The sequence below is a fragment of the Bradyrhizobium sp. Bra78 genome (assembly GCF_024519855.1).
GTDB lineage: Bacteria > Pseudomonadota > Alphaproteobacteria > Rhizobiales > Xanthobacteraceae > Bradyrhizobium > Bradyrhizobium japonicum_G.
On record NZ_JALJRE010000002.1, the window covers coordinates 714,888 to 739,898 of the forward strand.

Below are 25,011 nucleotides of genomic sequence, written 5' to 3' on the forward strand. Positions count from 1 at the left end.
CAGACGCCGGAGCGGGAAACCGCTCCGGCGTTTTTCGTTCCGGCATCTCTAACCGCCGTCATTGCGAGCGAAGCGAAGCAATCCAGAATTGGTCCGCGGAGACAGTCTGGATTGCTTCGTCGCAAGCCCTCCTCGCAATGACGAGAGGCGTGACGACCGAGAACCTATCCCCCCACCGCGCCCTGCGTGTTCACATACAGCGCGTAGATCGACTGGCTCGCGGCCATGAACAGGCGGTTACGCTTGACGCCGCCGAAGCAGAGATTGGCGCAGCGCTCGGGCAGCGCGATGCGGCCGATCATGACGCCATCAGGTGCGAACACCACGACGCCGTCGAGCTCGGGATCGCCCATGCCCCAGCCGCACCAGAGATTGCCGTCGATGTCGCAGCGCATGCCGTCCGGCGTGCCGGGTCCTGCATCGATGTGGACGCGCTTGTTGGAGATCGTGGTGCCATCCGCCGAGACGTCATAGGCGAGGATTTTGCGGTTCGGCACGCCCCGCGATTCCACGACGTAGAGGATTTTCTCGTCCGGCGAGAAGCACAGCCCGTTCGGCCCGAGCACGCCCTCGGCGACGATGGTCGCCTTGCCGGTCGCGGGATCGAGCCGGTAGACGTTCGGATCGATCTCGGGCTCGGCCTTGTAGCCCTCGTAATTGCCGAGCAGGCCGAAGGTCGGATCGGTGAACCAGATCGAGCCGTCCGATTTGACAACGACATCGTTCGGCGAGTTCAGCCGCTTGCCGTTGAATTGATCCATCAGCACGGTGATGCTGCCGTCGTACTCGGTGCGGGTCACGCGCCGTCCGCCATGCTCGCAGGTGACGAGCCGGCCCTGGCGATCCCTTGTGTTGCCGTTGGCGAAATTGGAAGGCTTGCGAAACACCGAGACCGCGCCCGTCTCCTCCTCCCATTTGAGGATGCGCTGGTTCGGGATGTCGCTGCACAGGAGGTAGCGCCCGTCGCCGAACCAGACCGGTCCTTCGGCCCAGCGCAGGCCGGTCGTCAGCCGTTCCACCGCCGAAAGCTTCAGCCAGTATTTTTCGAAGCGGGGATCGAGTGCGTGAATGGCCGGATCTGGATAGTAGCTCGCCGGCCGCCAGCCTGACCGCTCCTGGGTGTGGGACGATGCCTCATTCATGTCGGTTCTCTCGTTTCGTTCCCTCTGGACAATGCTGCTATCATTAGAGACACGTGACGGCAAATCGGTTGAAGCAGCGAGGACTGACATGCGCATCTTGATGACGGGAGCTTCGGGCGGAATCGGAACGCGCCTGCGCAAATTGCTGCCGCCGATCTATCCGGATCTGCTGCTCTCCGATATCCGCAAGCCTGCTGATCTCGGCCCGAACGAGCAGTTCAAGGCGGCGGACCTGTCCGACATGGCGCAGGTGGAGGCGCTCTGCGAGGGCGTCGACGGCATCATCCATTTCGGCGGCTATTCGGTCGAAGGCCCCTGGGACGACATCCTCCAGGCCAACATCATCGGCGGCTACAATCTGTTCGAGGCCGCCTACCGCAAGGGCGTCAAGCGCGTGGTGTTCGCGTCCTCGAACCATGCCGTCGGCTTCTATCCGCGTCACCACAAGATCGGCACCGACGTCACGCCGCGCCCCGACGGCCGCTACGGCGTCAGCAAGGTGTTCGGCGAAGCGCTCGGCGCGCTCTATGCCGACAAGCACGGCCTCAAGGTCACCTGTCTGCGCATCGGCAATTTCGGCGACATGCCGCTCGACCAGCGCCGGCTCGCAATCTGGCTGAAGCCGGAGGATCTGGTGCAGCTCTGCCAGATTGGGCTGGAGCATCCCGACATCCATTTCGAGGTGTTCTACGGCGCCTCGCTCAACGAACGCGCCTGGTGGGACAACCACCGCGCCTACGAATTCGGCTACCGCCCCACCGGCCGCGCCGAGGATTTCCGCGACCACGCGCTGGCCGAGCAGGCCAAGCTGAAGCCCGACCCGGTCGGCGACCACTTCCAGGGCGGCGCATTCTGCAGCAACGAGTTCGACGGCGATGCGAGCCGCATCATCGACTGGAACAAGCGGTAGGCGCTTGACCGGATAGCTGAGCTGCCGCCGCGCTCCCTCGCCCCGTTCTTACGGGGAGAGAGTGGGGTGAGGGGCTGTCTCCGCGGGGACGGTGAGAGGCGAAAGAGGCCCGGCGCCCTAAACCACGCGTTTGCCGGCCTGGGCCGCAATCGGCCGCTGCACGAAATACATCAGGATCAGGGAAATCACCGCCGTCGTCACGACGACGTATCCCAGCCGGTCGAAGTGCCGCAGCGTACCGTCGGCCTCCTGCGCAATGAGCGCGGCGGCGAGCACGGAGCCGAGCCCGCCGGAGAGCTGTTGCAGCGAGGCGCCGACCGCGCTGAAGGAGCCGCGTTGCGCCGGCTCGGGGATTGCGGAAATCAACGCCTGCGACGGGATCATGCGGGAAAAGATGCCGACGAACATCAGGACGTTGACCAGGATCGCGACCGTCAGGCTCACCTCGCCGAGATGGGTGTAGATCAGCACCATGACGATGGACATCGCGCTGCCGAAGACGAAGGTGGGGTATTTGCCGAAGGCATCGCTCGCGCGTCCCACCAGCGGGCCGATGAAAATGCTGAACAGTCCGGAGACGAGATAGATCGTCGGCAGATGCACGATATCGATGCCGAGGTTGTGCACGGTGTAGGCGCTGCCGAACGGCATCAGCATGTAGCCGCCGGTCGCCAGCAGCGTCGTCACCGAAAACGCCATCCAATAGCGTGGCTGCGCGAGTGTTGCGATCAGATGCCGGAACGGATTTCTGTCCTGCTTCAGCGCGAGATGGCCGTTCACCGGCTTCATCAGGAACATCACGGCGGCCATCCCGATCACCGACAGGCCGACCAGTGCGCCGAACGCGACTTGCCAGTTCCACTGGTTGGCGAGGAAAAGACCGGCCGGGATGCCCAGCACCTGGCTTGCGGCGAAGGCGGTTTGCACGAAACCCATGACGCGGCCGCGCAATTGCAGCGCAAACAGATCGGTCACGATGGCGAGCACGACCGAGCCGATCACGCCGCCGAACAGGCCGGTGACGATTCGCCCGAACAGCAGCACGTGATAATTGGGCGCCATCGCGCACAGCGCCGTTCCAAGGGTGAAGCCGGCGTAGAAAAACAACAGCAGCCATTTGCGGTCGAACCGGTCGGCAAAGCCGGCCGCCAGGATGCCGGAAACTCCCGCGCTGAATGCGTAGGCCGAGACGGCCACTCCGAACTGTGCGGCCGAAATAGCGAGCGCCGGCATCATGATGGCGCCGAGCGGCGACATGATCATGAAATCGATGATGATCGTGAACTGGACCAGCGCCAGCAGCGCGACGAGGATCGACTGGTAGCGCGTAAAGCCGCGGGACAGCTCTTGCCGCTGGTCGATCGGCTCGGTCAGGGTTTGTTCGGTCATGCCAATTCATTCGGGAGGAAGGAGGGGAGGATTTGCGATTCGGGGTCGGGCGCCGGTCCCTATCTATTTCCGGCCGCGCGCGATTTCGATGGCTTGACAACCAATTTTGATACCGATCTCGACGCGCTGCCTCAGCTCATAGAGAACGAGCGCGTGCAAGGGCCGAGCTCCGGTTTTGGCCGTCCCGCCCATTGATCCAGGTCAACCTTGCTCTCGGCATCTGGGTCTCGATCTGTGCGATCGCGATTCGGCAACCGGTGCCTCGATCGCGGTTCAACGGCGGCAGCGAGGGTCACGACAATGAAAATCAAATTTTCAGCCGTCGTACTGCTCGCGATGATCGTGTCAGGATCGTCGCGAGCCGCAACGCTCAGCGACGCCGAGGCGACGTTTCTCGACCAGCTCGTCACCGCGTCCGCGGTGCTCGAACAACGATGCGTCGGCTACGAGGTCAATGGCGCGGGCAGCGTTCAACTCGGCGCCCGGCTTCTCGGCGGCCCCGAGGCCGCGATGGCCATGATCGACGCCTATGCTGCGGCCATCAAGGCCCGCGATGGCGAGAGCTATGATCCGGGCAAATTCCGCCCCGAGGTGTCCGAGGCGGCCGGCAAGGCGTTCAAGCGCGTGCGGGCGGATTTGATCAAGACCCCGACAAGGGCTTGCGCCGCTTACGGCGATGCCAGCGTGGATCGCGGTCTGCTGAGGCGGTACTGAACCGGGACTTGAGGGATTTAGATATCCGCAAACGAAAGGGCCGTCTCGAAAGACGGCCCTTGGTTGTTATTCGACGATCTCGACGATCCGGTGTGTTCGCGGTTCGACCAGCACGGTGCGACCGTTGACCACCGTATAACGATACTCGCGGGCGCCGTACTCGGCCGGCACCTCGTAATAGGTCACGCCCTCTTCAGGAAGAACCGCCCCGACTCTCACGTCCTCGCGATACTGATAGGAAGGGCGTCGCTGTTCGACGACGTAGGAGTGAAAGCGAGGACGCTGATCGACACCAAGGACTCCCGCCACGCCGCCAACGACGCCGCCGACCACGCCACCCACAACCGCCCCAACCGGGCCTGCCGCTCGCTCGCCATCCCGCGCACCGCGTTCGACACCTCCGGGTACGCCCTGGGCCTGGGTCGTTACGGGAAGCAGGACGGCGACGGCAACAGCGGCGGCTCCGACAAAACGGCAAATCATGGCAGCTCCTATGGTGGGGGATTGGTGCAAGACAAGCACCAAGCCGACCATAGGTTCCCCAGCAATGTGGACTGCGGGCGTTATCGCCGGAATGGGCTCGTACGGCCTGCAATTGCAAGCAATCCAGCGCGCTTTACCGCGTACGCTGCACCAACCTTGCTACGGGCTCGCCTGCCGCGAGGGATGTCAAGCACGCAGCCCGATCGCCGGCCGAAATGGCGGATCGTCATCGGACCGCGATATTGCGGCATAGTGGTCAAAGCGCATTGTTTGCGTGGCGAGCCGGTCATCCGGGAGTTTTTGTTGATTATCCCTGCGGCTTGACTGGCGTGTCGGCAAACGCCTTTCGAAGAGCATGCAATCGTTCTGCTAGCGCCATGTTTTCAGCGGCTCGCTCCAGATCACGCCAAAATCCGCCTTTGGCTGAGGTGAGGTGGCCAAGTTGTTCCAAAATGTCGAGCGCCAGCTCCAGTTCGTTGTGATCGAGGAATGCTTGGTATTGAGCCATGAGTGCTACGCGCTCTTGCTCGTGCTGCGGGATGGTCTCAGGCAGGGCGCGCCGCGCGCGCTCAAGCAGCGTCTCGGTAGTCTTCCAGCGTTTGATAAGTTCTGGGTCTGGCATCGAATTATTCCAGTGTGCGGCCGTAGTGTCACCTTGCTCTGGTGTCAGCTCTCCTCCCCCGCAATCCTTGCCAGATAATCCTTCTTGCTGAACTGCATGTGATCGACGCAGAGCTGGGCCAGCGCCCAGCTGTCACGGCCTTTCAACAGCTCGATCATCAGCTCGTGCTGGCGCCGTGACTGCGCGAGGCCGTCGCGGTCGGCGAGATTTTTCGCGCGCATCGGCAGCGTCAGGTTCATGTAGTCCTGCAGCGAGCGCACCAGATAGGGATTGCCGCAGGCTGAAAAGAGGGCGAGGTGGAAAGCGTCGTTGGCCTCGTGGATGCCGCGCAGGTCCTGCACGTCGGCTCTCGCGCAATATTGCCGCTGCAAGGCAGAGAGCTCGTCGATCAGGCCTTGCTGTGCGGGCAGGGGGATCATCAGCGCGGCCTGCCGGGTCAGCATCTCCCGGACCTCGTAGATCTGCCCGACCTCCTCGGCCGAGTAGAACCGCACGGTGGCTCCGACATTCTTCTCGCGGCGGACGATGCCGCGCCGCTCGGCATCCACCAGCGCCTGGCGCACGAAGTGGCGCGAAGTGCCGTAAGCCGACATCAGCGCGTCCTCGGTCAGGCGCGCGCCGGGCGCGAGGCGGCCGAAGATGATGTCCTCCTCGAGCCGCGCGACCACGTCGTCCGGATCGTCGCGCCGGACCGTCATGGCGTCTGCGGTGTGAATGTCGGGCATCCCTCAGCCTCCGGCTCCGCGCCGGTGCCTCCTGTGGAGCAGGGAAGGCCAGGATTGTCAATAATCTGCTCCTTTGGCGGTGCGGCAATGCAGAAATTGCCGGTTGGACGCCTATCTTATTGACAATCGGGGAGCAGACTGTACGACAATGGCATGGTGATTGGAGTGGCATGATGACGAGTGGCTTGCGCAAGGGTCTGACGAGCTACGGCGATGCCGGCTTCTCGCTGTTCCTGCGCAAGGCGTTCATCAAGGCCATGGGCTATTCCGACGACGCGCTTGAGCGCCCGATCGTCGGCATCACCAACACCTACAGCGACTACAATCCCTGCCACGGCAACGTCCCGCAGATCATCGAGGCCGCCAAGCGCGGTGTGATGCTGTCCGGCGCGATGCCGTTCGTGTTTCCGACCATCTCGATCGCCGAGAGCTTTGCGCATCCGACCTCGATGTATCTGCGCAATCTGATGGCGATGGACACCGAGGAGATGATCCGGGCCCAGCCGATGGATTCGGTGATCGTGATCGGCGGCTGCGACAAGACTCTTCCCGCGCAGGTGATGGCCGCGATCAGTGCCGATTTGCCGACCGTGGTCATTCCCGTAGGCCCCATGGTGGTCGGCCATCACAAGGGCGAGGTGTTGGGGGCCTGCACCGATTGCCGCCGGCTCTGGGGAAAATATCGCGCCGGCGAGATGGACGATGCGGAGATCGAGGCGGTCAACGGCCGTCTCGCGCCATCGGTCGGCACCTGCATGGTGATGGGCACGGCCTCCACTATGGCCTGCATGATCGAAGCCATGGGCCTGTCGCTGCCGATGAGCGCGACGATTCCGGCGCCGCATGCCGAGCGCTTCCGTCTTGCGGAGGCCAGCGGCAGGGTGGCCGCGGAGATGGCCAAGACCAAGGGCCCGAAGCCGAGCGAGGTGCTCACGCCGGCGTCTTTTAAAAATGCGCAAGTGGTGCTCCAGGCGATCGGCGGCTCGACCAACGGCCTGATTCATCTGACCGCGATGGCGCATCGCTCGCCGCACCGGCTCGATCTCGCGGTGTTCGACCAGATCGGCCGCGAAGTGCCGGTGCTGGTCGATCTCAAGCCGTCCGGCGAGCATTACATGGAGCATTTCCATCACGCCGGCGGCGTGCCGAAGTTACTGGCGCAGCTCGGCGACCTCGTCGATCTCGATGCCGGGACCATCAGCGGCCAGACGCTGCGCGACATCGTTGCGAATGCGGAAGACGTGCCCGGCCAGGACGCGATCCGCCCGCGCGACAATCCGATCAAGAAGGAGGGCGGGCTCGCCGTCCTGCACGGCAATCTCGCGCCGCGCGGCGCGGTGATCAAGCAATCGGCCGCGAGCGCAAAACTGTTGCAGCACACCGGGCGCGCGGTGGTGTTCGAGTCCGTCGAGGACATGACGCTTCGCGTGGATGATCCCGATCTCGACGTCACCGCCGACGACGTGCTGGTGCTGCGCAATGCCGGCCCGAAGGGCGCGCCCGGCATGCCGGAGGCGGGCTATCTGCCGATCCCGAAGAAGCTCGCGCGCGGCGGCACCAAGGACATGGTGCGCATTTCGGATGCGCGCATGAGCGGCACCGCGTTCGGGACCATCGTGCTTCACATCACGCCGGAATCCGCCGTCGGCGGACCGCTGGCCCTGGTGAAGAACGGCGACATGATCCGCCTCGACGTTGCCAAGCGCAGCATCGAGCTGCTGGTCGACACCGCGGAGCTGGAACGGCGTCGCCGCGCATTGAAGCCCGCGGCTGCGCCGGACGAAGCGCGGCGCGGCTACGCCTGGCTGTTCAACGAGACCATCATGCAGGCCGACGAGGGCTGCGACTTCGATTTCATGCAGAGGACTGGGAAGAAGACCGAGACAGGCTGACCGAGCAACGAACGCCCAGACCGCACAAGCGGCGGGCGATAACACAGGGGGAAACGATGATTGCACGATCCATGCGTGGGTTGGTGGCCATGGCCGCCATGCTGTTCGTCACCGGGGCCGGGGCACAGGAGGTGAAGCATTATCGCTTCGCCTACGACCAGCCGCGCAACACCGGCTATTCCATCGCGGGCGACCTCTTTGCCGACAAGCTCAAGGAATTGAGCAAGGGCACCATGATCATCGACCAGTATCCGGGCGCGCAGCTCGGGCAGGAGCCGCAGGTGCTCCAGCTCGTGAAAGCCGGAGACGTCGAGTTCTCGATCATCTCATCGGCCAACACCGCGACGATCTCGCCGCAAGCCGGCGTGATGTCGCTGCACTATCTATTCCGGGACGAGAACCACGTGGTCAAGGGGCTGGCGGATCCCCGCGTGTTCGAGGCGCTCAAGACCATGATCGACGAGACCACGCAGGGCCTGCATGTGATCGCGACCGGCTCGCAGGGCGTGCGCCACATGTACTCCAAGAAGGAGATCCACAATGTCGGCGACATCAAGGGCCTGAAGATTCGCGTGCAGGCGACCGCGACCGAGGACACCATGTTCCCGGCCTACGGCGCCCAGACCGTGCACATGCCGTTCGGCAGCGTCTACACGAGCTTGCAGACCGGCGTGGTCGACGTCGCCGAGAACAGCATCAACGTGTACCTCGTCAACAAGCACTACGAGGTCGCCCCGGTCCTGAACATCACCGAGCATGAGGCCAACAACGCGCTGGTGTTCATCTCCGACAAGCTCTGGCAGAGCCTGTCGGCCGAGCAGAAGGGGTGGGTGCAGACCGCGGCCAACGAGATCAGCACCAAGGAGCCGCAGAAGGCATTCGACCTCGAACGCACCGCGGCCGACAAGCTGAAGAAGATGGGCGTCAAGATCGTCGACAACGTCGACAAGAAGAGCTTCGCGGCGATCGCCGATCCCTATCTCGACAAGCTCGCCAAGGAACTCGGCCCGCACGCCGAGAAGATCAAGGATCTGATCCGGTCGATCAATTAGGTCGGCGGCCATCCTTCGAGACGCTTGCCTGCGGCGGGCCCTCAGGGTGAGGTCGCGTTTCGCGGCGAGATATCAGACCCTCATGGTGAGGAGCCGGCTGAAGCCGGCGTCTCGAACCATCGAGGCCGAGCACGATCGGCAGCTTCCCAGCTGTCGCAGGCGATAGCTCCGGGACGACGAGGAAGTAGATGGCCATCGCCGACAAGCTGCTCGTTCAGCGCCAGCGCCACCTCAAATGGCGCTGGCTTGACTGGCTCGAGCTCGCGCTGATGATCCTCTGCGGCGTGCTCTGCTTCGGCTTCTCGCTGTCGGTGACCGCCGACATCGTCACCCGCACGATTGGTCATCCCTGGCTGTGGCTTCAGGAGGTGACGTCGACCCTGTTCATCTACGCGATCTTCGTCGGCACGGCGGCAGCGACGCGGCGTAACGACCATCTCTATCTCACCGCGATCTCCGAGGCGATGCACGGCACGCCGCGGCTGATCGTCGAAGTGATCATCCGCCTCGTCGTGCTCGGCGTCGCCTTCTGCCTGATCTGTTACGGCTATCAGAACTATCTCCGCGGTTTCGGCAGCTTTCGCCTGCCGTCGGGCACGCCGATTGCCTCGCTCTATGCGATCATCCCGCTATCGGGCGTCTTGATCGGCCTGTTCACCATCGAGCAGCTCGTCAACGGCCTGCGCAACGGCTTTGACCATTCCGAGCCGCCGGAGGAGGACGGCGCACCCGTCATCACCGACGCGCAGATGAGGGCACAGCCGTGAGTGCACCCATCGTCCTGGCCTTGATGACGATCTGCTTCCTGTCGTTCGGCTATCTCGGCGTGCCGGTGCCGTTCTCGCTGATGGCCGGCGTCTTCATCGGCGCGATCCTGTCGGACGTTTCGCTCGCCGCGATCATCCAGAAGATATTCGACGGCGTCGATTCCGAGGCGCTGCTCGCGATCCCGTTCTTCCTGCTGGTCGGCGAGCTCATGAGCTCGGCCAACGTGGTGGTGCGAATAGCCAACCTGTCGGTGTCGCTGGTCGGGCACATCAGGGGCGGGCTGTCCCAGGTCGTGGTCGTCTTCAGCATGTTCTTCTCGGAGATGTCGGGCTCGACCACCGCCGACGTCGCGGTGATGAGCCGTGCGCTGGGCGGCCCGATGAAGCGCGAAGGCTACGAGCCCGCCTTTATCGCCGCCATCATCGCCTCGGCCTCGACCATCGCGGCGCTGGTGCCGCCGAGCATCACCGCCGTGGTCTATGGCGCGGTGGGCAACGTCTCGATCGCCGGCCTGTTCATGGCAGGCGTCGTGCCGGGCCTGATGATCGGCTTCGGCCTGATGATCTACTGCTATTTCTTCGGCCCCTCCGGCCTGCGCAAGCCGCGCGCGCCGCTGCGGCAGGTGGTGTTCGCGGCCGGCGATGCGGCGTTGCCGCTGATGATCCCGGTGATCCTGCTGGGCGGCATCCTGACCGGCTGGTTCACGCCGACGGAAGCCGGTGTCGTCGCCGTGGCCTGGATCGTCTTGGTCGTGATCCCCGCGCTCAACCGCGGGCACATCAGCAAGATCCCGTATGATTTCTGCCTTGCCGGGCTGATCTTCTCGCTGCCGCTGATCACGATCGGCGCTGCCAATGCGTTCGGCTGGATGCTCGCTTACTTACGCGGTGCGAGCTACATCGCCGACGTCATCACCTCGATCGCCGGCAACGATCCGCATCTGATCATGCTGCTGATGGTGCTGCTGTTCACGGTGGTCGGCGATTTCATCGAACCGGTCCCGACCATCATCATCTTCATGCCGCTGGTCAACACGCTGACGGAAGCCGGCGACATCAACGGCGTGCATATGGGCGTGGTGCTGATCGCCACGCTCGCCTTCGGCCTGATCACGCCGCCTTATGGCCTGGTGCTGCTGATGGCGTCGAAATTCGTCGGCGTCAGTTTCGCAAAAGCGCTCCGCGCGGCACTGCCGATCTACCTCGTGTTCTTCGCGACCATCGCGTTCGCGATCTACTTCCCGAGCGTGGTGCTGTGGCTGCCGCGGCAGGTGCTCCCCGAATCGGTCGGCTGCTTCAAGTCGCCGGCGGGCACGGGGTACATCTGTCCGCGGTGAAGGGCTACTTGCCCTTGCTCGTGAACTTCTTCACGGCGACGCGAAACTCGTCCGTGTTCATCGCCATGATGATCCTGTGCTCCTCGGCGTCGAGCTGCTGCTTCACCGGCGTGGTGGCGGCCTGATAGACCAGCGATTTGGTCCCGGCGATCGCGGCGAGCGGATTCTGTGCCAGCCGCTCGGCGAGCTGCCGCGTCGCCGCCTTCAGCTCGGTCGCCGGAACGGTCTTGGCGACGAGGCCCCATTCGAGGGCCTGCTGCGCGGTGAAATTGTCCTCGGACAGGAAGATCTGCAGCGCGCGGCGGGAGCCGACCGTGCCGACCATGCCGACCGTCGAGCCGCCGTCCGGCGACACCCCGATCTTGGCATAGGCCGGCGTGAACTTGGCGTCGTCGGCGGCGATGCAGAGATCGGTGACGAAGGCGAGGCCCATGCCGGCGCCGGCGGCCGAGCCGTGCACGCTCGACAGCGAAATCTTCGGCATGCGCCGGATCATCTCGATGAAGGCGTGGTAGTGCTTCAGGAGCTCGCCGACGACAGGCGTCACCGTGCCCGCCTCGGCGGCGGCCCCGATGGTCTGCAGATCGCCGCCGGCCGAGAAGGCGCGGCCTTCGCCCTCGATCACCACCACCTTGATGTCGTCGGCGCCCTCGAGATAGGCCGCAAGCTGCTCGAGCTTTTGCGCGATTGCAAGGTTGATTGAATTGAACGCGGCGGGCCGGTTCAGCGTGATGGTCGCGATCGGGCCGTCGATCCGCAGCAGGGCGGGATCATCGGGTCGGGAGACGGGAGCGGTCATTGGAAAATCCCCGGCAGGAGGTCATTTCTGCAACTAAATCGCAGAAGGCGAGGGGTGACAATCCCCGGCGCGAGCGGCCGGCGGAGGCTCTTGCGTCGGCCGGAACGATAGGGTCAAATGCACTGCCTTCGTTGAGGGACGGACACGAGCGCCGGCTCCTCCTGGGCAAGCAAAGCCAAAATCAGCGAGAGAGGAGACGACATGGGTGACGCTCGTGTCTCCGGAAATGGGCTGTTCCAATGACTGATGGTCCGGTGATCATCGTCGGGGCCGGCCATGGCGGCTACCAGGTCGCGGCATCCCTGCGCCAGGCGGGATTTTCCGCTCCCATCTGCCTGATCAATGACGAGGCGCATCTGCCCTATCAGCGGCCGCCGCTGTCCAAGGCCTATATCAAGGGCTCGGCCGGGCCGGAGAGCCTGATGTTCCGGCCGGAGAAATTCTACCATGACCAGACCATCGAGCTGATCGCGGACCGCGCGGTGTCGATCGACCGCGCGGGACGCAAGGTCCTGCTCGCTTCCGGCAAGACGCTGCCCTACGGCCACCTCGTGCTGGCGACGGGCGCGCGCAACCGGCTGCTCGATCTGCCCAACGCGAACCTTCCCGACGTGAAATACCTGCGCATCCTCGACGAGAGCGAGGCGCTGCGAAGCATCATTCCGTCGAAGACCCGCGTCGTGGTCATCGGCGCCGGCTTCATCGGGCTGGAATTCGCGGCCACCGCCCGCATCAAGGGCCTCGAGGTCGACGTGCTCGAGCTCGCCCCGCGCGTGATGGCGCGCGCGGTGACAGCCGAGGTCTCAGAATACCTCCAGCAACGGCATCGCGAGGCCGGCATCCGCATTCATCTCGGCGTGCAGGCAACCTCCATCGAGGCCGACGGTGGCAAGGTCACCGGTGTTTCCTTGAGCGACGGAAGGCATCTGCCCGCCGATCTCGTCGTGGTCGGCGTCGGCGTGCTGCCCAATATCGAGCTCGCGGCGGAGGCGGGGCTTCCCGTTGCCGCCGGCATCATCGTCGACGAATTTCTTGCGACGGCCGACCCCGACATCTCGGCGATCGGCGATTGCGCGTTGTTCGCCAGCCCGCGCTTCGGCGGATCGCTGCGGCTGGAATCGGTGCAGAATGCCACCGATCACGCCCGCTGCCTCGCGGCGCGGCTGACCGGCGACCGCAAGGCCTATGACAGCCATCCCTGGTTCTGGAGCGACCAGGGCGAGGACAAGCTCCAGATCGCCGGCCTCACCACCGGCTACGACCGCGTCGTGCTGCGCGGCAGCCCTGCGAACAAGGCGTTCTCCGCGTTCTGCTACAAGGGCGACAATCTGCTCGGCATCGAATCGATCAACCGCGCCGGCGATCACATGTTCGGCCGCAGGTTGCTCGGCATGGACCGCTCGATCACGCCGGCGCAGGCCGCCGACGAAAGTTTCGATCTGAAGAGCGCGCTGGCGTGATCAGCCGGCGCCGAGCACCGCCGCCACTTCCGCAGCCGTCGGCATCGACGGCCCGGCGCCCATGCGCTGCACGCTGATCGAGGCAGCGATGTTGGCATAGGCGAGTGCCGCGCGCAGCGGCGCGCCATCGGCCAGCTGCGCGGCAAGCGCGCCCACGAAGCAATCGCCGGCGCCCGTCGTGTCGACCGCCTTCACCACGCGGCCGGGCACCGCAAGCTCATCGCGTCCAGCGAGCGCGAGCACGCCGCGCTTGCCGAGGGTGACGCAGATGGTCTGGTCATCTCGTGCCTGAAGCTGCCGCGCCACGGCGATGATCCGCGCGGCCTCGTCGCTCTCGGAGAGCTCGGCGCCGGCGAGGAAGCCGAGCTCAGTCTCGTTCAGCACGAGGATGTCGACGAGCGCGAGAAGTTCGCTCGACATTTTCTGCGCCGGGGCCGGGTTGAGCAGCGTGATCGCACCGGCCTCGCGCGCCCGCTGGAAGAACGCGGCGATCGTGGGCAGGGGAATCTCGAACTGGCTGACGGCGACGTCGCCCTGCACGAGCGGCACGACACGGACATCCTCGGCGCTGAGCAGCGCATTGGCGCCGGGGATGACGACGATGGTGTTGTCGGCCTCCGCCACCGTGATGATCGCAGTGCCGGTGTGGGCCTGGGGGGTCTGCTGGAGATAGCCGAGGTCGATGCCCTGGTCGCCGAGAAATGTCCTCAGCTCGGCGCCGAACGAATCCTGGCCCAGCCGTCCGATCAGCGTGGTGCCGGCACCGAGCCGCGCCGCCGCCACGGCCTGGTTCGCGCCCTTGCCGCCCGGGAAATACAACACCTGCTTGCCGGCGACGGTCTCGCCCACCCTGGGGTGGCGATCGGCCGTCGCCACCACATCCATGTTGATGCTGCCGGCGACGAAGACGCGCCCCATGCGAGACCTCAGCGAACGCTAAACCCTGATTTCGAACTCGTGCCGGACCTTGGCGATGTCGACAAGCGTCGGCAGGCCGGCCTCGTTGCCGAGGCGCTGGATCTTGAAGGTGGAGGCGGCGCGGGCAAAATCGAAATGTTCGCGCCAGCTTTTGCCGGGATGGGCAAGGTAGGAATAGACATAGGCACCGTGGAAGACGTCGCCGGCGCCGTTGGTGTCGATCACGCGCTCGCGCGGGATCGGCATCGCCGGCATGACCTCGACCGCGCCTGTCTCGTTGTACCAGAGCAGGCCCTTCTCGCCCATGGTGATGCCGCCGATCTTGCAGCCGCGGCTCTTGAGGTAGTCGAGCATCTTCTCCGGCGTCAGGTCCATCTGCTCGCACAGGCGCTCGGCGACGATGGCGACGTCGATGAATTCGAGCAGCTCGTGCGTGTTGGTGCGCAGGCCGCCGCCGTCGAGCGAGGTCAGGATGCCGGCCTCGCGGCAGACTTTTGCGTAGTGGAGCGCGGCATCCGGCTGATGGCCGTCGACATGCAGCACGCGGCAGCCGCCGAGATTGAGCATCGGGAAGGGGTGGATGTGATCGTCGTCGCGGCAGCGGACGATGGCCCGCTTGCCGTCCTTGGGCATGATGAAGGAGAGCGAGGACTGGTTGACCTTCCGCCCATGCAGCGAGATTCCGTACTTTGCGCACATGTCCATGAACATGCGGCCGAGCCAGTCGTTGGCCGCGGTGGCGATGAGATCGGGCACGATGCCGAGCTTGGCGCAGCAGAACGCCGCCGTGACCGCATTGCCGCCGAAAGAGACCGCGTAGTCGGTCGCCACGTGCTTCTCGTCGCCGGTCGGCATGTGGTCGGTAATGAAGACGACGTCGATATAGGTCTGTCCGATGAAGAGAGCCTGCATTGCTTGTCCGTGATGCGCTTTGTGGTCCCGGCCGGCGCGCTTACTGTAACACCGGTTCCGCCGAGGGGCCGCTGAAATTATTCGCAAAACCGCCGCCCGAAGCGCTTGAGGTCGGCATGGGGCCGGAATACGACCATGACAGGGCAATGCCAAGCCCGGGCAAACGCCGTCTTTCGGTCCATGGTTCCGGGTCGATCAACGGGGGGAAAGATGATCACCGGTCTCGATCACGTCGTCGCTCTGGTCAGGGACATCGGTGCGGCCAGGGCGGCCTATCAGACGCTGCTCGGACGGGCGCCGGCCTGGCAGAATTCGGGCGAGGGCGCCGACCGGGTGCTGTTCACCCTTGCCAACATGACGATCGAATTGATGGCGCCGAGCGGCTCCAGCGTCATCGCCGACCGCATGCGCGCGCTGCTGGACGACCAGGAAGGCATGCTCGCGAGCCTGTGCTTTCGTGTCGCGGACATGAGCAGGATGCACCGGCGGCTGGAGCGGGTGGCGCTCAAACCGGATCCGGTGGCTGAGGTCGAAAGCGGCGACGCGGAGAGCGGCGCGGTCCTGCACTGGAAACGGACGCGCGCGGCCACCGAGTTGACGCGCGGGTTGCGCATGTTCTTCCTCGAACTTGCCGACGAGCGCCCACTCTCGCCCGCGACCGACATCGCGCCGATCGACGCGCTCGACCACGTCGTGATCACCACCGAGGATTCCGAGCGTGCCGCCGCGCTCTACGGCGCGCGGCTCGGGCTTGATCTGGCGCTCGACCGCTCGCATCAGGACTGGGGCCAGCTGATGTTCTTCCGCTGCGGCGATCTCGTCGTCGAGGTGGTGCGCCGCCCCGTCGCGGGCGGCGACCTCACGCGCGACCGTCTCTGGGGCCTGAGCTGGCGGGTGGCCGACATCGACGCCACGCGCGCCCGACTGATCGCCGGCGGCCTCGACGTCACCGAGGTCCGCAACGGCCGCAAGCCGGGCACGCGGGTGATGACGGTGCGGAGCGGCACCTGCGGCATCCAGACCGTGCTGCTGGAGCGCTCGCCGAAGCCGGTGGATTGAGGCCGGTCTCTCCGCTCGTCGTTGCGAGCGTAGCGAAGCAATCCAGCATCCCTCACCGGAGACAGTCCGAATTGCTTCGTCGCAAGGGCACCTCGCAATGACGGCGCGCGCGTGTTACACGGCATCCTGACAGCACCCAGCGAGCGACCGGTTTGGCGATAGCGAAGGCAAAGCGAACTCTGAAATGGCAGCGCGATCCCGAGGGGATGCGGCTGCGCATTCTCGAAGCCGCCAAGCAGGAATTCTCGGCTCACGGGCTCGCCGGCGCCCGCGTCGACCGGATCGCGGCCAAGGCCGGCGCCAACAAGCGCATGCTCTACTATCACGTCGGCAACAAGGACGAGCTCTATCTCACGGTGCTCGAAGGCGCCTATGACAAGATCCGCAGCGAGGAAAGGGGGCTCGATCTCGAGCATCTCGATCCGCCCGAGGCGATCCGGCGCCTGATCGAGTTCACCTGGAATTACTTCCTGCGCAATCCCGAGTTCCTGTCGCTGCTGCAGACCGAGAACCTCGCGCGCGCAAAGCACCTGAAGCGCTCGACCAAGGTCAAGTCGATGCACTCGCCCTTCGTCGAGATGATCCGCACCGTGGTGCGGCGCGGCGTCGACAGCGGCGACTTCCAGGTCGCGGTCGATCCGGTACAGCTCTACATCTCGATCGCGGGACTTTGCTTCTTCTATCTGTCGAACTCGGCGACGCTGAGCGTGATCTTCGGCCGCGATCTGCTGGACAAGAAAGCCAAGGACGAGCGGCTCGCCCACATGGTCGGCCTCGTGCTGGCGGCGCTGACGGGGCAGTCGACCGCGCTGTTCGACGTGGTGAAAGCGCCGAAAAAGCGCGCGACGGTGGCGCAGACGGTTTAGCGGCGCAATTCGCGCGCCGCCCAACGGGTACTCTCCCGCCTCACCAATCTCTCACCGCGCCCGCGAAAGCGGGCGATCCAGTATTCCAGACACGGTGAAGGAATACGGATAGGCCGCGGCGTCCTGGATTGCGCCTTCGCGGGGAATGACACCGAGGATGCGGCGCCACCAACGCATCCTCCGAATCCCGGAACCCCGGCGCAAACGTCACAGGGAAAGGGCTGGACAGTATTTATCCAACGGGTTAATTTCTCCCCAGAACGAACAAGAATGCCGGGAGTGAGACGTGGCTGAGTTGAAGCCGCAAAGTGCGGTGTCCAAGATGCTGAATGCGGCCTGGGTTCGGCCGTTCTTGTTCCTCGTCTTCATCGTCGTCGCCTGGGACCTGGCGATCCGGCTGTTCAGGATCCCCGCCTACCAGATCCCGTCGCCGGGCGATGTCCTTGCGGTGCTGCGCACCGACTGGCCGGAGCTGCTGCGGCAATCCTGGCCGACGACCTATGCGACCGTCTGCGGCTTCCTGCTGTCGGCGCTGTTCGGCATTCCGGTCGCGATGCTGATCGCGGGGTCGAAGACGGTGGAGAGCTACGTCTATCCGCTGCTGGTGTTCTCGCAGTCCGTGCCGAAGATCGCGATCGCGCCGCTGTTTGTGGTGTGGTTCGGCTTCGGCATCATTCCGAAAGTGATCTCGGCGTTCCTGCTCGGCTTCTTCCCGGTGGTGGTTTCCGCCGTCCAGGGCTTCAAATCTGTCGATCCCGATATGGTCGATCTCGCCCGCGCCATGCAGGGCAGCCGTTTCCAGGTGTTTTGTGCCGTGAACCTGCCGCATGCGCTGCCGGCGATCTTCTCCGGCCTCAAAGTATCGGTGACGCTGGCCGTGGTCGGCGCCGTCGTCGGCGAGTTCGTCGGCTCCAATTCCGGCATCGGTTATGTGATGCAACGCTCGATCGGAACCTTCGACCTTCCGACCATGTTTGCAGCGCTCGTGATCCTGGCGCTGCTCGGCGTGATGCTGTTCTGGATCGTGGACCGGATCGAGAAGCTGGTCATTCCCTGGCATGTCAGCCAGCGCGAGGACGTGATTTTCGCAGCATAATTAAAGCAACGAGCGGCCAGCAACGACCCAAGCAACAGAACATAAGTAACAGCACATAAGCAACAACGACAAGGGAGAGTGACGATGAAGCGGTGGATAGGAGCTGTCTCTGCGGCGCTGATGGTGTTCGCGGCCATGCCGGCGCAAGCGGCCGACAAGGTCGTGCTGATGCTGAACTGGTACGTCTATGGCGAGCACGCGCCGTTCTATTACGGCAAGGCCAAGGGCATTTACGCAGCCGAAGGCATCGATCTCGAGATACAGGAAGGCCGCGGCTCCGCTGCGACCACGCAGGCGGTCGCCGCCAAGACCGCCGACTTCGGCTATGTCGACGTGCCCACCATGATGCGCGCCGCGATCAAGGGCGCACCTGTGGTCTCGACCGGTGTGCTGCTCCAGACCAGCCCGATGTCCGCGATGGGCTTCGTCGACAAGAACATCAGGAAGCCCGAAGACATCAAAGGCAAGACGGTGGCGATCACGCCGGCCGACTCCATGACCCAGATCTGGCCGCTGTTCCTGAAGAAGACCGGCCTCAAGGAAAGCGACTTCCAGACGGTCGCCGGCGACGGCCAGACCAAGCTCAACGCGGTCATCAACGGCCAGGCCGATCTTCTGCTCGGCTACGTCATGGACCAGTCGATGAAGATCAAGGACGCCACCGGCAAGGATGTCTATCCGATCAAGTTCGCCGACTACGGCATCAACATGGTCTCCTCGGGCATCATCGCCAACTCCGACTACGTGAAGACCAATGCCGACCTCGTCCGCCGCTTCATGTCGGCGACGACCAAGGCGGTCGAGGCCGCCGAGAAGGAGCCGAAGGCGGCGGCGCAGTCGATCCTCGATGCCAACCCCAAGGGCGGCAAGATCGATACCCTGACGCAGGGCTTTGAGCTGACCATTCCGCTCTACCGGACCCCCGAGACCAAGAGCAAGCGGCCATTCCAGGTCACCGACCAGAACATGACTGATACGGTCAACCTCATGGTCGAATATGGCGGGCTCGATGCCAAGGCCAAGGAGAACCCGAAAGCCTTCTACACCAACGACTATCTGCCGAAGAGCGGCTCGTGAAACCAGCGACTATATCGAGTGACACCGTGCAGCCGGCCGCGCATCTGAGACTGGTGAGCGATCGGGCTGCCGGCGATGCGTCGGGCATCAGGCTATCAGGCGTGTCGAAGACCTACCGGACGCGCGACGGCGATGTGCCGTCGCTGCGGCCGCTCGACTTCCACATCAACGACGGCGAGTTCTTCGTCGTGGTCGGCCCGTCCGGCTGCGGCAAGTCCACGCTGCTCAAGCTGATCTCGGGATTGCTGCCGCCGACGGCGGGCGAGATCCTGGTCGAGGGCGAGAAGGTGACGGCGCCGCACGGCAATGTCGGCATCGTCTTCCAGAACGCGCTGTTGCTGCCATGGCGCAACATCCTGTCCAACGTGATGCTGCCGATCGACATGAAGCGGCTGCCGCGGCAGACATATCTCGACCGCGCCAAGGCGCTGTTGAAGCTGGTCGGGCTGGAAGGCTTCGAGAAGAAGCTGCCCTGGCAGCTCTCCGGCGGCATGCAGCAGCGCGCCTCGATCTGCCGCGCCCTGGTGCATGATCCCAGGATCATGCTGATGGACGAGCCGTTCGGCGCGCTCGATGCGCTGACGCGCGAGCGCATGAATGTCGAGCTGATGCGGATCCAGCGCGAGACGAAGAAGACCGTGCTGCTGATTACGCATTCGATTCCCGAGGCCGTGTTCCTCGCCGACCGCGTGCTGGTCATGACCGAACGGCCCGGCGCGGTCGCCGCGATCTACGACGTGCCGCTGCCGCGCCCGCGCTCGCTCGACGTGATGGCCGATCCGGTGTTTACCGAGCTCGTGCAACGCATCCGCAAGCACTTCTTTTCACAGGGTGCATTGGACTAGGTGGTTATGGTGTTCTCTGAACGGGCCATATGCGCGGTGCGCTCCCTCCCCCGCCTGCGGGGGAGGGCTGGGGAGAGGGTGTCTCCACTCGCGAGAACCCCCAAGGGAAGAAAGCCCTCACCCGGCGCTGCGCGCCGACCTCTCCCGCAAGCGGGAGAGGTGCACTGCCACCTGAGTCACATCTCGGGAGCCAGGTGACACCATGGCCCCCCGCCTGAAGCTGCGAGGCATCGCCTTCTTCGAACGACCCGTGCATTTCGCGCGGCCGTTCCGCTTTGGCGCCATCACCATCAACGCGACGCCGCAGCTGTTCGTGCGGGTCGAGATCGAGGTGGAGGGCAGGGGCAGTGCGGTCGGCGCCAGCGCCGAACTGCTGGTGCCAAAATGGTTCGACAAGCGGCCGGAGCTGTCGCCGGCGCAGACGGTCGACGGCCTGCGGCGCTCGCTTCAGATCGCACGCGGTCTTTATCTGGCGCGCACTGGATTTCAGACCGCGTTCGATCTGCATGCCGCGTGCCTCGGCGCCCAGGTCGCGACTTGTGCGAAGAAGAACATTCCGGCGCTCGCGGCGGCTTATGGCCCCGCGGAAATCGACAAGGCGATCCTCGATGCGCTGCTCCGGGCCGCCGAGACCAGCTTTTTCGACGGCATGGCCGGCAACATTGCCGGCATCGATGCGCGGCTTTCGCCAGACCTGAAGGAAACGGATGTTACGACGTTTCTCTCCGCCCGGAAGCCGCTGCCGCGCGTTGCTATCAGGCATACCGTCGGCCTCGACGACATCGTCGAAGGCAAGGGCGGCGTTGCCGATGTCCATGAGAACGCCGGCGCGAGGTACTTCAAGCTGAAGCTGTCGGGTGACCCATCGGCCGATGCGACGCGGCTGGCACGCATCGGCACGGAGCTCGAGGCGCTTGGTCATGACTATAAGGTGACGCTCGACGCGAACGAGCAGTACGCCGATCTCGACGCACTGCATGCCCTGGTCAATCGCCTCGATCATGACGCCGCATTGCGGCCGATCGCCTCGCGCCTGCTCTATGTCGAACAGCCGATGCCGCGCGACATCACCCGGCAGTCGCCGCTCGGCTCGCTGGCTGCACGCGGCTTCATCATCGACGAGGCGGATGATTCCTATGACGCCTTCCCGGCGGCGAGGGCCCTCGGCTATCACGGCATCTCCTCGAAATCCTGCAAGGGCCTTTACAAGTCCATCGTCAACGCAACGCGCGCGGCGAAGTGGAGTGAGGGCGGAGAGAGGTTCTTCGTAACCAGCGAGGACCTGACCTGTCAGCCCGGCCTTGCCGTCCAGCAGGATCTCGCGCTTGGCGCTCTGATCGGCGTCACCCATGCCGAACGCAACGGCCATCACTATGTCGATGGCTTTGGCGAGGCGCCCGCCGCCGAAGCGCAGGCCTTCGCGGCCGCACATCCCGATCTCTACGCCGATGCCGGGCAGGGCATCCGGCTCTCCATCCACGACGGCGATCTCCTGACGGGATCGCTTCACGCTGCGGGGTTTGCGACGTCGGTCCATCCGGACTGGCCGGCGCTCCGCCCGCTCGAACAGCCAACATCACTTCAGGAGCAATTGGCATGACCACCCAACGCCTCGGCCTCATCATGAACGGCGTCACCGGCCGCATGGGGCTCAACCAGCATCTGATCCGCTCGATCGTCGCGATCCGTGAGCAGGGCGGCGTCCGCTTGAAGAACGGCGACCGCATCATGCCCGATCCGATCCTGGTCGGCCGCAGCGCCGAGAAGGTCGAGGCGCTTGCCAAGCGCTACAACATCACGCGCTGGACCACCGACCTCGACGCCGCGCTCGCCGACAAGAACGATACCATGTTCTTCGACGCCGCGACCACGCAGGCCCGGCCCGGCCTGTTGACCCAGGCCATCAATGCCGGCAAGCACGTCTATTGCGAGAAGCCGATTGCGACGAACTTCGAGGAGGCGCTCGAGGTCGTCAAGCTTGCCAACGCCAAGGGCGTCAAGCACGGCACGGTTCAGGACAAGCTGTTCCTGCCCGGCCTGAAGAAGATCGCCTTCCTGCGCGATTCCGGCTTCTTCGGCCGCATCCTCTCGGTGCGCGGCGAGTTCGGCTATTGGGTGTTCGAAGGCGGCTGGCAGGAGGCGCAGCGGCCGTCCTGGAATTATCGCGACGAGGACGGTGGCGGCATCATTCTGGATATGGTCTGTCACTGGCGCTACGTGCTCGACAACCTCTTCGGCAATGTCCAGAGCGTGGTCTGCATCGGCAATACCGACATTCCCGAGCGCTACGACGAGCAGGGCAAGAAGTACAAGGCGACGGCAGACGATTCCGCCTATGCAACCTTCCAGCTCGAGGGCGGCGTCATCGCCCATATCAACATGTCCTGGGTGACGCGCGTCTATCGTGACGACCTCGTCACCTTCCAGGTCGACGGCACGCTCGGCTCCGCGGTCGCGGGTCTCTCCGATTGCATGATTCAGGCGCGGCAGGCGACCCCGAGGCCGGTGTGGAATCCCGACGAGAAACGGTTGCACGATTTCTACGGCGACTGGCAGAAGCTGCCCGACAACGTCACCTACGACAACGGCTTCAAGGAGCAGTGGGAGATGTTCATCCGCCACGTCTACGAGGATGCGCCCTACAAGTTCACCCTGCTCGAAGGCGTCAAGGGCGTACAGCTCGCCGAATGCGCGCTGAAGAGCTGGAAGGAGCGGCGCTGGATCGACGTCGCCCCGATCAAGGTCTGAGGAGGCAGACATGAACAAGCCCGTCCTGCCAATGTCGTCCCTATCGCTGAAGCTGCCGAAGGTCGATCGCTCGATCGAGACCTACCGGCTCGCGGCGTCGCGAACGTTTCCGGCCAAGCTCGAGGGCCCGCTGAACCGCATCGCGTTCTCGGCCGTCCATACCGTGACCGATCCCTTCGCCGTCAACGATCCCTGGCTCTCCGCCGCGGTCGACTGGGACAAGACCATCGCCTTCCGCGAGCACGTCTGGGACCTCGGGCTTGGCGTCGCCGAAGCCATGGACACCGCGCAGCGGGGCATGGGGCTGGACTGGCCGACCTCGCTGGAGCTGATCACGCGCTCGGTGTCCGCCGCGAAGCGGCGCAACGCGATGGTGTTCTCCGGCGCCGGCACCGATCATCTCGCGGTCGAGGATGCCAAGAGTCTCGACGACGTGATCCGCGCCTATGAGGAGCAGATTTCGGCGGTCGAGAAGGTCGGCGGCCGCATCATCCTGATGGCGTCGCGCGCGCTGGCCAAGCTCGGCCGCAACGCCGACGATTATGCAAAAGTCTATAATCGGGTGCTGTCGCAGGTTCGCGAGCCCGTGATCATCCACTGGCTCGGCGACATGTTCGATCCGGCGCTGACGGGATATTGGGGCACCAAGGATCTCGACGGGGCGATGGACACCGCCGTGGCCATCATCAACAACAACGCCGCCAAGGTCGATGGCGTCAAGGTCTCGCTGCTCGACAAGCAGCGCGAGATCGACATGCGCCGTCGCCTCGACAAGCGCATCAAGATGTATACCGGCGACGACTTCAACTATGCGGAGCTGATCGCCGGCGACGAGCAGGGCTTTTCCCATGCGCTGCTCGGCATTTTCGATGCGATCGCACCGGCGGCCTCCTACGCCCTGTCGCGGCTTGCGGCGGGTGACGAAGCCGGCTTCCACGACGTGCTGGGGCCGACGGTGCCGTTGTCGCGCCACATCTTCAGGGCGCCGACACGCTTCTACAAGACAGGCGTGGTGTTCATGGCCTATCTCAACGGCCATCAGGACCACTTCACCATGGTCGGCGGGCAGGAGAGCACGCGCTCGACGCTGCATCTGGCCGAGCTGTTCCGGCTGGCCGACAAGGCCGGGCTGCTTGCCAATCCGGAGCTGGCGACGCGGCGGATGAAGGCGGTGCTCTCAACGCACGGAATCGAATCCTGATGCGTGATTTCTCGTCCGACCATCGCTGGCTGTCGCTGAACACGGCGACGGTCCGCAAGCAGGGTGACCTCGTTCAGATCATCGATGCCTGTGCAAAGCACGGCATCCGCGCCATCGATCCCTGGCGCGACCAGGTCGCAGCCGTCGGTCTCGATCGCGCCGCGCGCGCGGTGCGCGAGGCCGGCCTCGAACTGTCGGGCTATTGCCGCGGCGGCATGTTCACCTCCGACGCGTCGCGCCGGGGCGAGGTGCGCGACGACAACCGGCGCTGTGTCGATGAAGCCAAGGCCATGGGTGCACCCTGCATCGTGCTCGTCGTCGGCGGCCTGCCGCAATATTCGCGGCCGGGCAGCGAGGTTTCGAAAGATATCGTGGCGGCGCGCGGGCAGGTCGAGGATGCCTTGGCCGAGATGCTAGACTACGCGAGGCAAGCAAAACTGCCGCTGGCGATCGAGCCGCTGCATCCCGCCTATGCGGCCGACCGCGCCTGCGTGAACACGACAAAGCAGGCGCTCGACATCTGCGACCGGCTCGACCCTGGCCGTAGTGGCATGCTCGGCGTCGCGCTCGACGTCTATCACATCTGGTGGGATCCGGAGCTGATGGGTCAGATCGCGCGCGCCGGCAAGAACCGCCTGCTCGCGTTCCATGTCTGCGACTGGCTGGTGCCGACCAGGGACATCCTCAACGACCGCGGCATGATGGGCGACGGCGTCATCGACATCAAATCGGTGCGCGCCGCGGTCGAGGCGCAGGGTTTTGCCGGCTTTTCGGAGATCGAGATTTTCTCCAACGACTGGTGGGGCAAGCCGATGGATGAAGTGCTGCGCACCTGCATCGAACGGCACAAAACGGTCGTTTAGCCTTCCCCGGTATCCATCGCGCGCAGCGCCGCTGATCGCCTGAACTATCAAACGGTTGCACGGAGTCGCCGGGGCATCTCGCGGCGACCGCCGCCTACTGTGCATGGGGTTGTTTTCGACTTTTTTGTTGTGGG

Annotated in this window: 24 protein-coding genes; 16 read left to right on the forward strand and 8 right to left on the reverse strand. The window is 64.6% G+C overall.

The genetic code is table 11. The features are described from left to right. Positions 1-164: 164 nt before the first annotated feature. On the reverse strand, positions 165-1,142 hold the full coding sequence (locus OC450_RS07335; protein WP_211382687.1) for an SMP-30/gluconolactonase/LRE family protein: 978 nt from the start codon (positions 1,140-1,142) through the stop codon (positions 165-167). Between the two features lie 88 nt (positions 1,143-1,230). On the opposite strand from OC450_RS07335, the gene OC450_RS07340 reads away from it, so the two are divergent. Further along, the gene (locus OC450_RS07340) at positions 1,231-2,052 is read left to right on the forward strand and encodes an NAD-dependent epimerase/dehydratase family protein (protein ID WP_249128935.1); all 822 of its coding nucleotides are present in this window, start codon (positions 1,231-1,233) and stop codon (positions 2,050-2,052) included. 117 nt (positions 2,053-2,169) lie between these two features. Here the strand turns inward: OC450_RS07340 and OC450_RS07345 are convergent, their stop codons facing one another. Beyond that, entirely contained in the window at positions 2,170-3,441 is a 1,272-nt protein-coding gene (locus OC450_RS07345; RefSeq protein ID WP_211382688.1) for an MFS transporter, read from the reverse strand. A gap of 300 nt (positions 3,442-3,741) precedes the next feature. Between OC450_RS07345 and OC450_RS07350 the strand changes: the two genes are divergently transcribed. Beyond that, positions 3,742-4,155, forward strand: a complete 414-nt coding sequence (locus OC450_RS07350) for a hypothetical protein (protein WP_256806445.1) — start codon at positions 3,742-3,744, stop codon at positions 4,153-4,155. A 66-nt stretch (positions 4,156-4,221) separates the two neighbouring features. On the opposite strand, the gene OC450_RS07355 is transcribed toward OC450_RS07350, so the two are convergent. The 3 genes from OC450_RS07355 to OC450_RS07365 form a co-directional block, all read right to left on the reverse strand. Beyond that, the gene (locus OC450_RS07355) at positions 4,222-4,638 is read right to left on the reverse strand and encodes a DUF1236 domain-containing protein (protein WP_211382690.1); all 417 of its coding nucleotides are present in this window, start codon (positions 4,636-4,638) and stop codon (positions 4,222-4,224) included. Between the two features lie 307 nt (positions 4,639-4,945). Further along, positions 4,946-5,260 carry a hypothetical protein gene (locus OC450_RS07360; RefSeq protein WP_211382691.1) on the reverse strand — a complete coding sequence of 105 codons (315 nt, stop codon included), beginning with the start codon at positions 5,258-5,260 and terminating at the stop codon, positions 4,946-4,948. Positions 5,261-5,304: 44 nt separating this feature from the next. Beyond that, complete coding sequence (locus tag OC450_RS07365; protein WP_211382692.1) at positions 5,305-5,985, reverse strand: GntR family transcriptional regulator; 681 nt, start codon at positions 5,983-5,985, stop codon at positions 5,305-5,307. A gap of 173 nt (positions 5,986-6,158) precedes the next feature. Here OC450_RS07365 and OC450_RS07370 point away from each other — a divergent pair, with 173 nt between their 5' ends. The 4 genes from OC450_RS07370 (at position 6,159) to OC450_RS07385 (ending at position 11,033) form a co-directional block, all read left to right on the forward strand. Next, positions 6,159-7,877 carry an IlvD/Edd family dehydratase gene (locus OC450_RS07370; RefSeq protein ID WP_262047545.1) on the forward strand — a complete coding sequence of 573 codons (1,719 nt, stop codon included), beginning with the start codon at positions 6,159-6,161 and terminating at the stop codon, positions 7,875-7,877. A 56-nt stretch (positions 7,878-7,933) separates the two neighbouring features. Beyond that, the gene (locus OC450_RS07375; RefSeq protein WP_211382694.1) at positions 7,934-8,929 is read left to right on the forward strand and encodes a TRAP transporter substrate-binding protein; all 996 of its coding nucleotides are present in this window, start codon (positions 7,934-7,936) and stop codon (positions 8,927-8,929) included. Between the two features lie 188 nt (positions 8,930-9,117). Continuing rightward, entirely contained in the window at positions 9,118-9,696 is a 579-nt protein-coding gene (locus OC450_RS07380) for a TRAP transporter small permease (RefSeq protein WP_262047546.1), read from the forward strand. Further along, positions 9,693-11,033, forward strand: coding sequence for a TRAP transporter large permease (locus OC450_RS07385; RefSeq protein ID WP_211382696.1), 1,341 nt, complete (start codon positions 9,693-9,695; stop codon positions 11,031-11,033). Before OC450_RS07380 ends, OC450_RS07385 begins: the two co-directional genes overlap by 4 nt. A gap of 4 nt (positions 11,034-11,037) precedes the next feature. On the opposite strand, the gene OC450_RS07390 is transcribed toward OC450_RS07385, so the two are convergent. Next, positions 11,038-11,832 (reverse strand): enoyl-CoA hydratase/isomerase family protein, encoded by a 795-nt coding sequence (locus OC450_RS07390; protein ID WP_211382697.1) that lies wholly within the window; start codon positions 11,830-11,832, stop codon positions 11,038-11,040. Positions 11,833-12,071: 239 nt separating this feature from the next. Between OC450_RS07390 and OC450_RS07395 the strand changes: the two genes are divergently transcribed. Further along, the gene (locus tag OC450_RS07395; RefSeq protein WP_262047547.1) at positions 12,072-13,292 is read left to right on the forward strand and encodes an NAD(P)/FAD-dependent oxidoreductase; all 1,221 of its coding nucleotides are present in this window, start codon (positions 12,072-12,074) and stop codon (positions 13,290-13,292) included. Here the strand turns inward: OC450_RS07395 and rbsK are convergent, their stop codons facing one another. Then, positions 13,293-14,210 carry a ribokinase gene (rbsK, locus tag OC450_RS07400; protein WP_262047548.1) on the reverse strand — a complete coding sequence of 306 codons (918 nt, stop codon included), beginning with the start codon at positions 14,208-14,210 and terminating at the stop codon, positions 13,293-13,295. 18 nt (positions 14,211-14,228) lie between these two features. Then, positions 14,229-15,122, reverse strand: coding sequence for a sugar kinase (locus tag OC450_RS07405; RefSeq protein WP_211382700.1), 894 nt, complete (start codon positions 15,120-15,122; stop codon positions 14,229-14,231). A 210-nt stretch (positions 15,123-15,332) separates the two neighbouring features. Between OC450_RS07405 and OC450_RS07410 the strand changes: the two genes are divergently transcribed. The 9 genes from OC450_RS07410 to OC450_RS07450 all read left to right on the forward strand — a co-directional run bounded on the left by OC450_RS07410 (position 15,333) and on the right by OC450_RS07450 (position 24,877). Continuing rightward, positions 15,333-16,181 (forward strand): VOC family protein, encoded by an 849-nt coding sequence (locus tag OC450_RS07410; RefSeq protein ID WP_211382701.1) that lies wholly within the window; start codon positions 15,333-15,335, stop codon positions 16,179-16,181. A gap of 158 nt (positions 16,182-16,339) precedes the next feature. Further along, on the forward strand, positions 16,340-17,047 hold the full coding sequence (locus OC450_RS07415; RefSeq protein WP_211383526.1) for a TetR/AcrR family transcriptional regulator: 708 nt from the start codon (positions 16,340-16,342) through the stop codon (positions 17,045-17,047). A 286-nt stretch (positions 17,048-17,333) separates the two neighbouring features. Continuing rightward, complete coding sequence (locus tag OC450_RS07420) at positions 17,334-18,143, forward strand: ABC transporter permease (RefSeq protein WP_211382702.1); 810 nt, start codon at positions 17,334-17,336, stop codon at positions 18,141-18,143. 84 nt (positions 18,144-18,227) lie between these two features. After that, positions 18,228-19,220 (forward strand): ABC transporter substrate-binding protein, encoded by a 993-nt coding sequence (locus OC450_RS07425; RefSeq protein WP_262047549.1) that lies wholly within the window; start codon positions 18,228-18,230, stop codon positions 19,218-19,220. After that, on the forward strand, positions 19,217-20,065 hold the full coding sequence (locus OC450_RS07430; RefSeq protein ID WP_256806440.1) for an ABC transporter ATP-binding protein: 849 nt from the start codon (positions 19,217-19,219) through the stop codon (positions 20,063-20,065). The genes OC450_RS07425 and OC450_RS07430 overlap by 4 nt, the downstream gene beginning before the upstream one ends. A gap of 202 nt (positions 20,066-20,267) precedes the next feature. Next, complete coding sequence (locus OC450_RS07435; RefSeq protein ID WP_262047550.1) at positions 20,268-21,665, forward strand: hypothetical protein; 1,398 nt, start codon at positions 20,268-20,270, stop codon at positions 21,663-21,665. Continuing rightward, entirely contained in the window at positions 21,662-22,813 is a 1,152-nt protein-coding gene (locus OC450_RS07440; RefSeq protein ID WP_211382706.1) for a Gfo/Idh/MocA family protein, read from the forward strand. Before OC450_RS07435 ends, OC450_RS07440 begins: the two co-directional genes overlap by 4 nt. A gap of 10 nt (positions 22,814-22,823) precedes the next feature. Next, positions 22,824-24,014 (forward strand): dihydrodipicolinate synthase family protein, encoded by a 1,191-nt coding sequence (locus OC450_RS07445; RefSeq protein ID WP_262047551.1) that lies wholly within the window; start codon positions 22,824-22,826, stop codon positions 24,012-24,014. Next, positions 24,014-24,877: a sugar phosphate isomerase/epimerase family protein gene (locus OC450_RS07450; RefSeq protein WP_256806438.1), complete on the forward strand. Its 864-nt coding sequence runs from the start codon at positions 24,014-24,016 to the stop codon at positions 24,875-24,877. The genes OC450_RS07445 and OC450_RS07450 overlap by 1 nt, the downstream gene beginning before the upstream one ends. Positions 24,878-25,011 lie beyond the last annotated feature (134 nt).